The sequence below is a fragment of the Caulobacter endophyticus genome, assembly GCF_029543245.1.
Lineage (GTDB): Bacteria > Pseudomonadota > Alphaproteobacteria > Caulobacterales > Caulobacteraceae > Caulobacter > Caulobacter endophyticus_A.
Genome location: NZ_JARQWV010000036.1, coordinates 20,493 through 32,822, shown reverse-complemented (window position 1 = coordinate 32,822; position 12,330 = coordinate 20,493). Strand labels below are relative to the sequence as shown.

The window sequence follows — 12,330 nt, the reverse complement described above, 5'->3', positions numbered from 1 at the left end:
AGCTGCCCGGAAGTTCCCGATGTCACGTTCCAACGCCGGCCTGATCGGCCGCCGCGCCCTGCTGGGCGGCCTGGTCGCCGCCCCCGTCGTCCTGCAGTTCGGCCTCGCCAGGGCGGCGGACGCCTATCTCTTCCCGCTCGGCGTCGCCAGCGGCGATCCCGCGCCCGACGGCTTCGTGATCTGGACGCGCCTAGCGGCGGATCCCTTCGCCGCCGACGGCCTGGGCGGACTGTCGGGAACCATCGAGACGCGCTGGGAGGTCGCCGCGGACGAGGGCTTCCGGCGCATCGTCGCGGCCGGCCAGGTCCAGGCCGATCCCCGCGCCGCCCACGCGGTGCATGTCGAGGTCACGGGCCTCGCGCCCGGCCGCCCCTATTGGTACCGCTTCACCGCCGGCGGCCAGCAGAGCCCCGCAGGCCTGTCGCGCACCACCCCGGCCCCGGGCGCCCATGTCGACCGCCTGCGCCTGGCCGTCGCCTCCTGCTCCAACTGGGAGGCCGGCTACTTCAGCGCCTACGGCCACATGGCCGACGAGACGCCCGACCTGACCCTGTTCCTGGGCGACTACATCTACGAGTACTCGGCCAGCGGCGAGCGCGCGGCCAAGGCCGTCCGGCGCTACGGCCTGGAGGAAGCCACCACCCTGGCCGGCTACCGCAACCGCTACGCCCTGCACCGCACCGACGCCGACCTCCAGCGCCTGCACGCGGCCGCCCCGTGCCTGGCCGTCTGGGACGACCACGAGGTGCTCAATAACTATTCGGGCGTCTGGCCCGACAAGGGCGGCGATCCGCGTCCGTTCCTGCAACGCCGCGCCGCCGGCTACCAGGCTTTCTACGAGGCCATGCCGATCCGCCGCACCAGCCTCGACGCCCGGATGCAGATGCAGATCCACAAGCACATCCGGTACGGCCGCCTGGCCGAGTTCCACATGCTCGACGGCCGCCAGTACCGCTCGCGCGGCGCCTGCGTCGACGAAGGCGGCGCGCGCGGCCAGATCGTCACCGACGCCGCCTGCGCCGATCGCCTGGATCCGGCGCGCACCTTCCTCGGCTTCGAGCAGGAGCGCTGGCTGTATGAGGGCCTGGCCCGCTCCGACGCGGCCTGGAACATCCTTGGCCAGGATCTCGTCATGGCCGGCCTGCGGTTCGAGAACCGGGGCGAGGACATCCGCTACTGGACCGACACCTGGGACGGCTATCCCGCCGCCCGCGACCGCATGACCGAGGCCCTGGCCACGCTGAAGCCGCGCAACCCCGTGGTGCTCAGCGGCGACTACCACTCGTTCTGGACCAACGACGTCAAGCGCGACAGCCGCGACGAGCGCTCGGCGACCGTGGCCACGGAGTTCGTCGGCACCTCGATCACCTCGGGCGGACCGCCCTACGAGGGGCTGATGTCGGCCATGCCGGCCAACCCGCACATCAAGTTCTTCGACAGCCGGGTGCGCGGCTACATGTCGATCGACGTCACACCCAAGCGGATGATCACTCGCTACCAGACGATCAGCGGCGTGCGCGACCCCAAGGCTACGCTCGCCACGCTCAACACCTGGGCCGTCGAGGACGGCCGTCCCGGCGCCCTCGCCGCCTGATCCGCCGAAGAGTCCCGACCTTGACCAGCCAACCGACCGCGCGCGGCCTCGCCGCCGCGCTGATCGCTCTCGCCTCCGCCGGCTGCGCCACCGCCGCCGACGTCGCTCCCTCCCATCGGTGGACGGGCTTCGCCGACCATCCCCACGGCTATCTCTCGGCCGAGGAAGCGCCGAACGCGGCGCTGTTCCTGCCGCCGCCGCCCACCCCGGGCTCGCTGCGCGACCAGGACGACGTCGCCGTCTATCGCCAGACCCGCGCCCTGCAGGGCACGCCCCGCTGGGCGATGGCACGGGCCGACAACGAGATCGAGACGCCGGTCGCGCCACGCGCCTTCGACGAGGCCCTCGGCATGGCCTTCGATCCGGAAAGAACGCCGACGCTGGCCCTGCTGCTGGGCCGAATGCTGGGCGACCTGGAGACGATCCAGACCCCGGCCAAGAAGCGCTTCTCGCGTCCTCGCCCATTCGTCGCCGAGCCGTCGGTCACCTGTATCGACCCCGCGCCGGCCCTCGCCGCCAGCGGCTCCTATCCGTCGGGACACGCGGCCCTCGGCTGGGCCTGGGCCCTGGTGCTGGCCGAGATGGCGCCCGACCGCGCCGACGCCCTGCTGGCGCGCGGCGTAGCCTACGGGGAAAGCCGGGTCGTCTGCGGCCTGCACTATCCCAGCGACGTAGAGGCCGGACGGCTGGTGGGCGCGGCGCTGGTCTCGCGCCTCAAGGCCGATCCGGTGTTCCAGGCCGACTTCGCCCGCGGAGCCGAGGAACTGGCCCGGGCCCGTAAGGCCCAAGGCGACTAGGGCTCGCCGTGGCCGGAGAAGGATGGTGCCGGTTGAGGGGATTGAACCCCCGACCTTCGGTTTACAAAACCGCTGCTCTACCGCTGAGCTAAACCGGCCCGCCGACGCGTGTTCGCGAACGGGCGTTCTCCTTAGCCGCAGTCGACGCAGCGAGGCAATGCCCCGCCTTGCTAGAGGAACACCGCCACGGTCTGGCGGGCGGCGATCAGCGGCGTCCCGTCCCGGCTCCACAGGGTCATGGACTGGGCCGAGTAGCCGTCGCGGATGGTTTCGGCCCGGCTGCTCATCAGTCGCCAGCCGTCGTCGTCCGGCGCCTCGCCCAGCACGTCCATCGACCAGGTCATCGTCGAGATCGGCGCGAACTGGTCGAACACCGACAGGGCCGGCGGCGGCAGGGCGTCGGCCAGGGCGACCATGGCCGCCAGCGAGCGGGCGGCCGGATCGCGGTGGCGGATCCACACCAGGAAGTCCGGCGGTCCGCCGCTCAGCGGCCGACCGCCGGCCACGTAGCGGAACTCGAACTGGCGGGCGAAGGCGGGTCCCGCCCCCTCGGGGATGAACAGCTCGCAGGCCTCGGGCGCAGGCGTTTCGGGCGCAGGCAGGTCGACATGCGAAAGCTTGGAGGCGCGCCCCGCGCCGAAGGTCAGCACGCCCCGCGTAGCCAGCCCGCCCTCGCCGCTCAGGTCGACACTGGCGAACAGCGCCGACTTGCCCTGGCGCAGCACCTCCACCTTGGCCGACAGTTCACCGGCCGCCGGCCCGACGAAGGCGAACTGGGCCGAGCGCAGCGGCGGCGCATCCGGCAGCCGGCGGGCGGCCGCCTCCAGGCACAGGGCCGCCGACAGGCCGCCATAGGTGGTGCGCCCCTGCTTCCAGTCGTCGCTCACGGTCGTGAGCATCGCCTCGCCGTCGATCCGCAGGGCGTCGATCAGTTCGCTGTAGCTGGGCACGATGCTTGAACTCTCCCGCGCCTGGAGCGGCGCGCGATCGACATAGTCCTAATTCGAAACTGAGGTCAATCTTCCCCTACCGTCAGCTGCCAGGAGACCCCGAAGCGGTCCGACACCCAGGCGAACCACGGGCTGAACCCGTAGTTTCCCGGCGGCATCAGCACCCCGCCGCCCTCGCCCAGCACCCCGGCCAGGCGATCGACCTCGGCCGCCGAGGCGCAGGTGACGAAGAACGAAAACGACGGCGTGAAGGTGAAAGCGTGCTTGATGAAGCTGTCGCTGCACATCACGCTCTGGCCGCTGATCGTGAAGCGCGCGGTCTTGATCGTGCCCTGCGGCCCGGGGCCGGCGGGGCCGTACAGCTCGACCTCCTCGACCACGCTGCCCGGAAAGACCGAGACGTAGAAATCCAGGGCGTCGGGACCGACGCCGTCCTGGAACATTAGGAAGGGCTGCACGGTGGGGCTCATGCCGCCAGCCTAGCCCCCTGCCCGCCCATCGCAAGCGCATTGCGCTGATCGCAAACGTTCGTTTGAATGCAGACACACTATCGCCTCGAGATCCGCCATGACCGCCTATATCTGCGACGCCATCCGCACCCCGTTCGGCCGCTATGGCGGCGGCCTGGCCAAGGTGCGCGCCGACGACCTGGCGGCGATCCCGCTGAAAGCGCTGATGGCCCGCAACCCCAGCCTCGACTGGAGCGCGGTCGACGAGGTGGTCTACGGCAGCGCCAACCAGGCCGGCGAGGACAACCGCAACGTCGCCCGCATGGCCCTGCTGCTGGCCGGCCTGCCGCAGACCGTCCCCGGCGTCACCGTCAACCGGCTGTGCGCCTCGGGCCTGGAAGCCGTCGGCTACGCCGCCCGCGCCATCCTTGCGGGCCAGGCCGACCTCGTCATCGCCGGCGGGGTCGAGAGCATGAGCCGCGCGCCCTTCGTCATGGGCAAGGCCGACAGCGCCTTTTCCCGCAACGCCGAGATCTTCGACACCACGATCGGCTGGCGGTTCGTCAATCCGGCCATGCGCGCGGCCTATGGCGTCGACGCCATGCCCGAGACCGCCGAGAACGTCGCCGACGACTACGGGATAAGCCGCGCCGACCAGGACGCCTTCGCCCTGCGCAGCCAGCAGCGCGCGGCGGCCGCCATCGAGGCCGGCTTCTTCGATGGCGAGATCACGCCGGTCGAGATCCCCGGCAAGGCCGGCCCCACCATCGTCGACCGCGACGAGCATCCGCGCGAGACCACGCTGGAGGCCCTGGCCAAGCTGAAGCCGATCGTCCGTCCGGACGGCACGGTCACCGCCGGCAACGCCTCGGGCGTCAACGACGGGGCGGCGGCGATCATCCTGGCCTCGGAAGAGGCCGTTAGGCGCCACGGCCTGACGCCGCGCGCCCAGGTGCTGGGCTACGCCACGGCCGGCGTCGCGCCGCGCGTCATGGGCATCGGCCCCGTCCCCGCCACCCAGCGCCTGCTGGCGCGCACCGGCCTTTCGATCGGCGACTTCGACGTGGTGGAGCTGAACGAGGCCTTCGCCGCCCAGGGCCTGGCGGTGCTGCGCCAGCTCGGCCTGCCCGACGACGGCGCCCACGTGAACCCCAATGGCGGGGCGATCGCCCTGGGCCACCCGCTGGGCGCCTCGGGCGCGCGCCTGGCGCTGACGGCCCTGCGCCAGCTGGAGGCGACCGGCGGCAAGCGGGCGCTGGCGACGCTGTGCATCGGCGTTGGGCAAGGCGCGGCGCTGGCGATCGAGACCGTCTGATCCCTCTCCCCTTGTGGGAGAGGGTGGCCTCCGAAGGAGGTCGGGTGAGGGGTCGATAGGCCGGCCAGCTGCGACCGGGGCCTAGGCTGGGAGAAGTGGTCGAAGTCTGAGAGACCCCTCATCCGTCGGCTTTCGCCGACACCTTCTCCCGCAAGGGGAGAAGGAAACCTGGATCAGCCCTTCGGCGTCGCGGCCGCGCGGAAGCGGTCCTTCATCTTCGCCACCCAGCCGTTGAACACCTCGTTCTCGGCGGTCACCCGACCGAAGTCGCTGCTGGAGGCCACGCCGTCGACGCCGGCCAGGGCCACGCGCAGGCCGTCGGGATTGCGGGCCGTGCCGATCAGGTTGGCGTAGCGCGTGCGCAGGCGGCCCAAGGAGGCGTCGTCGTCCGACAGGCTGTAGGACACAGCCGCGCGCATCAGCTTGGCCTCGTCCGAGGGCGTCAGGCCGGCGGCGTTCTTGAAGCGGTCGCCCAGGGCGGCCTCATACAGCTTGCCGGCCTGGGCCCAGTTGCGCTGCTTCCAGGCGATGTCGCCGCGGATGTCCTGGGCGTCCTTGCCCTTGTCGCCCTCGATCACCTCGAGCGCGTCGTCGTAGCGGCCCAGGGTCATCAGCGAGCGAGCGGTGGCCAGGCGACGCTCGGCGTTGAGGGCCGGCGGCAGGATGGTGGTGCGCGTGCCGTTGATCGCCGCCAGGGCGTCCTCGGGCTTGCGGTCCATCAGGTAGATCCAGGCCAGGTCCGTGGCCACCTGGGCCTTGGGCACGCCGTTCAGGCGGTTGTCGACCTGGTACTTCAAGAGCTTTGCGGCCTCGTCCAGCAGGTCGACGTCGACCAGCCGGCGCACGAGGTTGCGAACCATCTGGTCGCCGTCGGCGCCGATGGGCGTCAGGTCCTGGTAGTCGTAGAACAGGCCCACGGCCTGGATCGGCTGCATGCCGTCGGCCAAGCCGTCGAGGAACAGCGTGCGGAAGGCGCCGTAGAGGTCGTTCTGCAGGGCCACCGCCTGCGGCAGGTCGGGCAGCACCTTGTTGGCCGAGCGCAGCACTTCCAGCGCCTCGCGATAGCGGCCCTGGTCGATGTAGAGCTTGCCCAGCGCCCGCACGACCTCCAGCTCGACGCCGTCGCCGCGCCAGCGGAAGCGCAGCTGGTCCAGCGTCCGGGCCGCCTCGGCCGGCGAGATCTTGTTCTTCTCCAGCTTGATCTGCACCGCGTGCAGGGCGGCCGGGGTGGTGATGCGGTCGACCGTGGCCTTGGAGATGGCCTCGAACATCTTCAGGGCCTTGTCCTTGCGCCCTTGCAGCTCGAAGGCCTTGGCCTGGATCAGCCGCAGTTCCAGCTGGTCGACGATCGGCACCTTGGGCAGCTTCAGCGCCTGGTTCACCAGCCGCTCGGCCCCGACCCCGTCGCCGGTGGCCGTGGCGGAGTCGGCCTGGGCGGCCAGGAAGCGCGCCTGCCAGACGGCCGGGAACAGGTTCATCGCCTGGGCGCCGCCGGCGAACTTGTTGCGGGCGTCCACCCACTGGCCCTGCTTGTAGGCCACATAGCCGCGCCACAGGGCGCTGGACGGGTCGTCCGACAGCACCGGCGAGGAGAAGTCGGCCTCGGCCTCGGCCCAGCGGCCGGCCAGGGCCTTGGCCGCGCCGCGCAGGCCCCGGAACTCGGCGTCGCCCAGCAGCGACTGCTGCTTGCGGGCCGCGGCGTTGAGCACGCCGATGGCCTCGAACGACAGGCCAGAGCCCACCAGGAAGCGGGCCAGCGCCATGCGGGCGGCGATGTCGCCCTGGCGGTCGGCCGGATCGACGTCGGCGACGGCGGCCTGCAAGGCGTTGTAGCGGGCCAGGAAGCCGCCCGAACCGGTCTTGGGCCAGTTCTCCAGGTCGATGACCGCCGGCATGGCCGCCGGCTGCGGCGCGCCGGTGACCACCTCGGCGGCGGCCCCGCCGGCCCCGGCCGGCGACAGCACGAGGCCCTTGGGACGGCCGATGCGGACGATGTCGCCCTCGGTCAGGATCTGAACGTCGCTGGCGAAGGCCTCGACCGCCAGGCCTTGCGCCGACGGCAGCAGGGCCATTTCCACGTACTCGCGGCGCGAGGCCAGGCCCTTGGACGGCGCCAGGGCCGTCACCACGCCGATGCGGTCGCCGACGGCGGGGTCGCTGACCCAGACCGGGCGCGCGGCGCCGGCCAGGTTGGCCGACAGGCTGGCGGGGGTGGCGGTCTCGTCGCGCGCCACCTTCACCGGATCGGGCTCGCGCTGAAGGCCCGCGCCCAGGGCGACGGTCCAGTTGTTGCCCTGCCCCTCGGCATAGACCGGCACGCCGGGCTTGGCGACGATGCGCAGGGCCGAATAGTCCGCGCCCCGGAACGCCTGGACCTTGGTGTGATGTGCGCCCTGCTGCGGCAGGCGGGCGATGTCCAGGCGCACGGGGGCGTCGAACACCACCCACACCGCCTCGCCGCGCTTGAAGACCGCGGCGGCGGCCGGCGCGGCCCAGGTCGTCACGAACTGGGTCTGGCCCTCGGTCTTGTTCAGGCTGACGGCCACCACGCCGCTGGCCGGCGCGGGATTGGGCCGGCGCGGATCGCGCGGAACCTCGGCCGGCGTCGGTGCGGCGGGCGCCCCGGCCTGCGGCGGCTTGGCGAAGACATTGACGAAATCGACGCCGTCGGCGCGGCCCACCCGCAGGTCGGCGTCGTCGGTCAGGGTCAGGACCAGTTCCAGCGCGCCGCCGACGTGGCGGGCCTCGACCGTCTTGACCCAGCGCGGCGGGGCGATGCGCAGGCTGGACAGATTGGGATTGGCGTCGCGGCCGAAGCGCAGGATCGCCTGCTGGCCCTCGCGGCGCATCTTCATCACCGGAACGCGGCCGCTCCAGCGGAACTCCAGGCGCGAGAAGTCGGGGGCCTGGGCCACGCGGACGACGAGGTCGCCCTGGGCGGCCTGGGCGGCGGCGGGGGCGGCGGCCAGGACGGTGGGCGCGACGACGCCGGCGATGCAGATCGCCGCAACGCTCGCCTTAAGCGCCCCCCGGAAAGTCATGAGCCCCCAGCTTCCCCGTTTAGCCTGCTTTTTTCGGCGCGCCGGCGCCCGCCAGCGGCGGAGCGGCGGCCTGCTGGCCGCCGGCGGCGGCGGGAGCAGCGGCGTTCTCGGCCACGGCGGCCTTGCCCTTGGCGATGGCGTCGCCCGAGAAGCGGCTGGCCAGGCGCTCGGTCAGCACCTTGGCGTCGCCCGGCGCCATGTTGGCCAGGATCATGGCCAGGGTGCGTTCCTTCATCTTGGCCGCGATCGGCAGGCGCACGCTGTCTTCCAGCACCGTCAGGCGGACGGCGGCGTCCTTGGGCTTCATGGCCGAGAACACGGTGACCATGCGGTCGACCTCGGCGGCCTTCTGGCTGTCGGCCTGGCCCAGCAGGCCCTGGATCTCGCCCTTCATGCCGTTGAGGGTCTTCATCTTGGCGTCGAGCTTGGCCTCGGCGGCGGCCAGAAGCTGCAGCTGGACGTCGATGTCCTGCTCGCGCTGGTCCAGCTGGCCGCGGCGCGCGCCCAGGCTCTGCAGAACGCGCAGCTCGGCCGGCGACAGGCCGGCTTCCTTGGCCAGATCGGTGGCCGACGGCGCGCAGATGCGCGGCGGGGCGGCGCCCGAAGCCTTGGCGGCGGCGTCGGTCGACGCGCCCTCGGCCGAGGCGGCTTCCTCGCCCTTGGCGTCCTTCTTGTCGGCCTTGGCGCCCTCGGCGAAGGCCTTCGCCCCGCTCAGCAGGTCGGGAACCGACTTGGCGCCGGCCAGGGCGTTGACCGCCAGGACGCCGACCACGGCGACGCCGACGATCGGCAGGATGCGAGGAACGTTCTTCATCGACGGTCTCTGAATGGCGATCCGGGCCGCGACGCGGGGTCGGGGCCGTCGAACAGGTCATCATCCACCCGTGCGCGTGAACGGGGCGTTTCACGCGCGGGCGTAGGCGACGAAATAGGGGAAGAATTCGAAGGCGTCGCGGGACGCGAGGTCGCAGGGCCGGCGCCGCGAGCGCGGGCTTCGCGCTCCAGCATCGCTTCGAAATCCTGCGCGCTCAGGCGACGACCGCCGGCCGCAGGGGCCTCGGGCGTCGGCGGCGCGGCGAAATCACGCGGCTCGCGGGCCGGACGCGGCGCCGGCTCGGGACGGGTCTCGCTGCGCGGCGCGGCGGCGGCCCGGATCATGCGCTCGTCCAGCTGGGCCGCCAGGGCCTTGGCCTTCTCGATGCGGTCGGCCAGGTAGTCGGAAGCCTCGTCGGTCGCCGCGCGCAGGTCGGCCAGGCCCTGTTCGGCGCGCTGGGCGGCGTTGTCCAGGTCGGCCACGGCCTTGGCGAAACCGCTCTGGGCGTCGCGCAGCGCCTTCAGCTTGCGCTCCAGACGCCAGCCGAAGACCAGCGCCACCATCAGCAGCACCGCCAGAAAGACCTGCAAGGCGACCGAGATCAGGCTCATTTCAGCTTCTGAACCGCCTTCTTCGCCGCGGGCGTCAGCGGGGCGTCGGCCCGGATGGCGATGGAATGGTTACGGCGGCCCATCCGGCCGCGGGTAAGCGGAATCGATCCCGCCCGCAACTCCACCAGACTGTCGGGCGTGGCGTTCAGCATCAACGTGTCGCCGACCTGCAGGTTCAGCACCTTGGAAAGCGGCAGCTGCTGCTCGTCGAGCACGGCCCGCACCTCCATCTGGGTGGTCCACAGCTCGGTGGCCAAGTGGCCTTCCCAGATGTTGTCGCGGCCGAACTTCTCACCCATGAACTGCTGCAGCAGCATCTTCCGGATGGGTTCCAGCGTGGCGTAGGGCAGCAGCAGCTCGATGCGGCCGCCGCGGTCTTCCATGTCGATGCGCAGCTTGACCAGGATCGCGGCGTTGGCCGGGCGGGCGATGGCCGCGAAGCGCGGGTTGGTCTCCAGCCGGTCCAGGCTGAACGACACCGGATGCAGCGGCTCGAAGGCGGCCTTGGCGTCGTTCAGCACCACCTCGACCATCCGCTGCACCAGCACGCGTTCGATGGTGGTGTAGGGACGGCCCTCGATGCGCATGGCCGCGGTGCCGCGACGACCGCCCAGCAGTACGTCGACGATCGAGTAGATCAGGTTGGAGTCGACCGTCAGCAGGCCGTAGTTGTCCAGCTCCTCGGCCCGGAACACCGCCAGGATGGCCGGCAGCGGGATCGAGTTCAGATAGTCGCCGAAACGGATCGAGCTGATGTTGTCGAGGCTGACCTCGACGTTGTCGGAGGTGAAGTTGCGCAGAGACGTCGTCATCAACCGCACCAGGCGGTCGAAGACGATTTCCAGCATCGGCAGGCGTTCGTACGAAACCAGCGCCGAGTTGATGATGGCGCGGATACCCGTGCGGTCGTCGCCGCCGTCGCCCGACAGGTCGAAGCCCAGCAGGCTGTCGATCTCGTCCTGGTTCAGGATCCGCTCGGATCCCATGCCGTCGCCGCCGCCGTCGTCCCAGCCGGCCATGCCGGCCATGCCGCCGCTGAAGTCGCCGAAGCTGTTGTTCAGCTCGCCGCCGCCCGAGGCGTCGAAGGTCCCCGGGGGGTTCTCCGCGGCCCACTGGGCCATCGCGGCCTGATCGTCGATCTCGTCTGCCATGATGGTTCGCCTCAGCCGGCCCGAAGGCTAGTTGATCAGCATCTCCTCGATCAGGACGGCGTTAACTTTCGAAGGAGCCGCCACCAGGTTAACACGGCGCAGCAGTTCGGCGCGCAGCTGGTAGCTGCCCTGGCTGCCGGCGAGGTCCTCGGGACGCAGCTCGCGCAGGAAGGTCTGGAACATGTCGGTCAGGCGCGGCAGGTTCGGCGTCAGCGCGTCGGCCGTCTCCTCGTCGGGCAGCTCGAAGGTCAGCTTCAGCTTCAGGAAGGTCGACTTGCCGTCGGCCGACTGCATGTTCACCACGAGGTCCGGGAGGGTGTAGAACACCACGCCGTCGGGGCCTTCCTTGATGACCGGCGCGCCGGCGCCGCCCTCGGCGGGCTTGGCGCCCTCGCCCTCTTCCTTCTTCTTTTCCTTTTTCTTTTCCTTCTTCTCCTCGCCGTGGCCGGCTTCGCCCTCGGCGGCCGGCTTGGGCTTCATCATGAAGAAGGCCGCGGCCCCGCCGCCGCCCAGAACGAGCACGCCGGCGGCCGCCGCGATCAGGACGATCGGCGGCTTCTTCTTGGCGGGAGCTTCACCCTCGGCCGCGCCCTCTTCGCCTTCCGGGGCGGGAGCTTCCTTGGGGGGTTTCTTGGCCACGCGCAGGTTCCTTGAAATCTATGGTCCTTACTCATGCGCGAGCATGGTTAACGATCTCTTTTGAAGGCCATTTGGTCGCAGGTCGAATCTGCCCGGCGGGGCCTGCCAAAGCGTCGCCATTAACCACCCTCCCCGCTGATTTCATTGCGCTTTTAGAGTTGGCACGCGGCTTGCTTGCAGGGTTGCGGCGCATTTGTCGCGCCAAACTGCGAGTTAATCGTCATGGACAACGCGCTGTATGTGGGCCTTTCGCGGCAGATGACGCTCCGTCGTGAGCTGGACATCGTCGCGAACAACATCGCCAACGCGAACACCACCGGCTTCAAGGTCGAGGACCTGATGGTCCGCACCGAACCGGCCAAGCCCGCGCGCACCGCGGGCGGCCCGGCGCCGATCAAGTTCGTGCTGGACGACGGCGTGGTCCGCGACTTCACGCCCGGCGCCCTGAACCAGACGGGCGGGACCTTCGACCTGGCCATCGAGAACCAGGGGTTCTTCAAGGTCTCGACCGGCGAAGGCGAGCGCTACACCCGCGACGGCCGCTTCACCACCAACCCAGAAGGCGTCCTGACCACCCAGGAAGGCGCTCCGGTGCTGGACGACGGCGGCGGCCAGATCACCGTCGACCCCGAACTGGGCCCTGTCAGCATCGGCCGTGACGGCATCGTCACCCAGGGCCAGGTGCGGGTGGGCAAGATCGGCGTCGCCCGCTTCTCCGACCTCGCCTCGCTGCGCAAGGACGGCGACAACCTCTATCGCAACGTCGGCAACGAGACGCCCCAGACCGCCACCGACGCGATCATCCACCAGGGGATGCTGGAGGGGTCGAACGTCCAGCCCATCCAGCAGATCACCAAGCTCATCGAGGTCAGCCGCGCCTACGAGAGCATCGCCAAGATGATGGACCAGACCGCCGAACTCTCGCGCTCCGCCGTCGAGCGCATGGGCAAGGTCCAGTAAGGGATAACG

At 70.7% G+C, this 12,330-nt stretch carries 11 protein-coding genes and 1 tRNA gene; 4 read left to right on the top strand and 8 right to left on the bottom strand.

All coding sequences use genetic code 11. The features are described from left to right. Window positions 1–19 precede the first annotated feature (19 nt). Both P7A99_RS23740 and P7A99_RS23735 read left to right on the top strand, forming a co-directional pair. Window positions 20–1,594 (top strand): alkaline phosphatase D family protein, encoded by a 1,575-nt coding sequence (locus P7A99_RS23740; RefSeq protein ID WP_277796182.1) that lies wholly within the window; start codon window positions 20–22, stop codon window positions 1,592–1,594. Window positions 1,595–1,614: 20 nt separating this feature from the next. After that, complete coding sequence (locus P7A99_RS23735; protein WP_277796181.1) at window positions 1,615–2,391, top strand: acid phosphatase; 777 nt, start codon at window positions 1,615–1,617, stop codon at window positions 2,389–2,391. Between the two features lie 23 nt (window positions 2,392–2,414). On the opposite strand, the gene P7A99_RS23730 is transcribed toward P7A99_RS23735, so the two are convergent. The 3 genes from P7A99_RS23730 to P7A99_RS23720 form a co-directional block, all read right to left on the bottom strand. Further along, window positions 2,415–2,489, bottom strand: a tRNA-Thr gene (locus P7A99_RS23730). 72 nt (window positions 2,490–2,561) lie between these two features. Beyond that, window positions 2,562–3,341, bottom strand: a complete 780-nt coding sequence (locus P7A99_RS23725; protein ID WP_347276707.1) for an acyl-CoA thioesterase — start codon at window positions 3,339–3,341, stop codon at window positions 2,562–2,564. Window positions 3,342–3,406: 65 nt separating this feature from the next. Next, window positions 3,407–3,811, bottom strand: a complete 405-nt coding sequence (locus P7A99_RS23720; protein ID WP_277796180.1) for a VOC family protein — start codon at window positions 3,809–3,811, stop codon at window positions 3,407–3,409. A 97-nt stretch (window positions 3,812–3,908) separates the two neighbouring features. On the opposite strand from P7A99_RS23720, the gene pcaF reads away from it, so the two are divergent. Further along, entirely contained in the window at window positions 3,909–5,105 is a 1,197-nt protein-coding gene (gene pcaF / locus P7A99_RS23715; protein WP_277796179.1) for a 3-oxoadipyl-CoA thiolase, read from the top strand. Between the two features lie 173 nt (window positions 5,106–5,278). Here the strand turns inward: pcaF and P7A99_RS23710 are convergent, their stop codons facing one another. Genes P7A99_RS23710 through fliL form a run of 5 tightly spaced genes read right to left on the bottom strand, consistent with a single transcriptional unit; the run spans window position 5,279 to window position 11,361 of the window. Then, window positions 5,279–8,146: an endoglucanase gene (locus P7A99_RS23710; protein WP_277796178.1), complete on the bottom strand. Its 2,868-nt coding sequence runs from the start codon at window positions 8,144–8,146 to the stop codon at window positions 5,279–5,281. A 19-nt stretch (window positions 8,147–8,165) separates the two neighbouring features. Next, window positions 8,166–8,960 (bottom strand): MotE family protein, encoded by a 795-nt coding sequence (locus P7A99_RS23705; RefSeq protein ID WP_277796177.1) that lies wholly within the window; start codon window positions 8,958–8,960, stop codon window positions 8,166–8,168. Next, complete coding sequence (locus P7A99_RS23700) at window positions 8,957–9,571, bottom strand: DUF6468 domain-containing protein (RefSeq protein WP_277796176.1); 615 nt, start codon at window positions 9,569–9,571, stop codon at window positions 8,957–8,959. The genes P7A99_RS23705 and P7A99_RS23700 overlap by 4 nt, the downstream gene beginning before the upstream one ends. Next, window positions 9,568–10,722, bottom strand: a complete 1,155-nt coding sequence (fliM, locus tag P7A99_RS23695; RefSeq protein WP_101712692.1) for a flagellar motor switch protein FliM — start codon at window positions 10,720–10,722, stop codon at window positions 9,568–9,570. Before fliM ends, P7A99_RS23700 begins: the two co-directional genes overlap by 4 nt. Window positions 10,723–10,749: 27 nt before the next feature. Next, a complete protein-coding gene (gene fliL, locus P7A99_RS23690; protein WP_277796175.1) occupies window positions 10,750–11,361 on the bottom strand; it encodes a flagellar basal body-associated protein FliL in 612 nt (203 codons plus the stop codon). Between the two features lie 222 nt (window positions 11,362–11,583). On the opposite strand from fliL, the gene flgF reads away from it, so the two are divergent. Next, window positions 11,584–12,321, top strand: a complete 738-nt coding sequence (flgF, locus tag P7A99_RS23685; protein WP_277796174.1) for a flagellar basal-body rod protein FlgF — start codon at window positions 11,584–11,586, stop codon at window positions 12,319–12,321. Window positions 12,322–12,330: the final 9 nt, after the last annotated feature.

What these genes read in the sequence shown, in the direction of transcription:
- flgF (WP_277796174.1), top strand. Translation starts at nt 11,584, where the DNA reads ATGGACAACGCGCTGTATGTGGGCCTTTCGCGGCAGATGACGCTCCGT.
- pcaF (WP_277796179.1), top strand. Translation starts at nt 3,909, where the DNA reads ATGACCGCCTATATCTGCGACGCCATCCGCACCCCGTTCGGCCGCTAT.
- P7A99_RS23720 (WP_277796180.1), bottom strand. Translation starts at nt 3,811, where the DNA reads ATGAGCCCCACCGTGCAGCCCTTCCTAATGTTCCAGGACGGCGTCGGT.
- P7A99_RS23700 (WP_277796176.1), bottom strand. Translation starts at nt 9,571, where the DNA reads ATGAGCCTGATCTCGGTCGCCTTGCAGGTCTTTCTGGCGGTGCTGCTG.
- P7A99_RS23710 (WP_277796178.1), bottom strand. Translation starts at nt 8,146, where the DNA reads ATGACTTTCCGGGGGGCGCTTAAGGCGAGCGTTGCGGCGATCTGCATC.
- P7A99_RS23740 (WP_277796182.1), top strand. Translation starts at nt 20, where the DNA reads ATGTCACGTTCCAACGCCGGCCTGATCGGCCGCCGCGCCCTGCTGGGC.
- P7A99_RS23705 (WP_277796177.1), bottom strand. Translation starts at nt 8,960, where the DNA reads ATGAAGAACGTTCCTCGCATCCTGCCGATCGTCGGCGTCGCCGTGGTC.
- fliM (WP_101712692.1), bottom strand. Translation starts at nt 10,722, where the DNA reads ATGGCAGACGAGATCGACGATCAGGCCGCGATGGCCCAGTGGGCCGCG.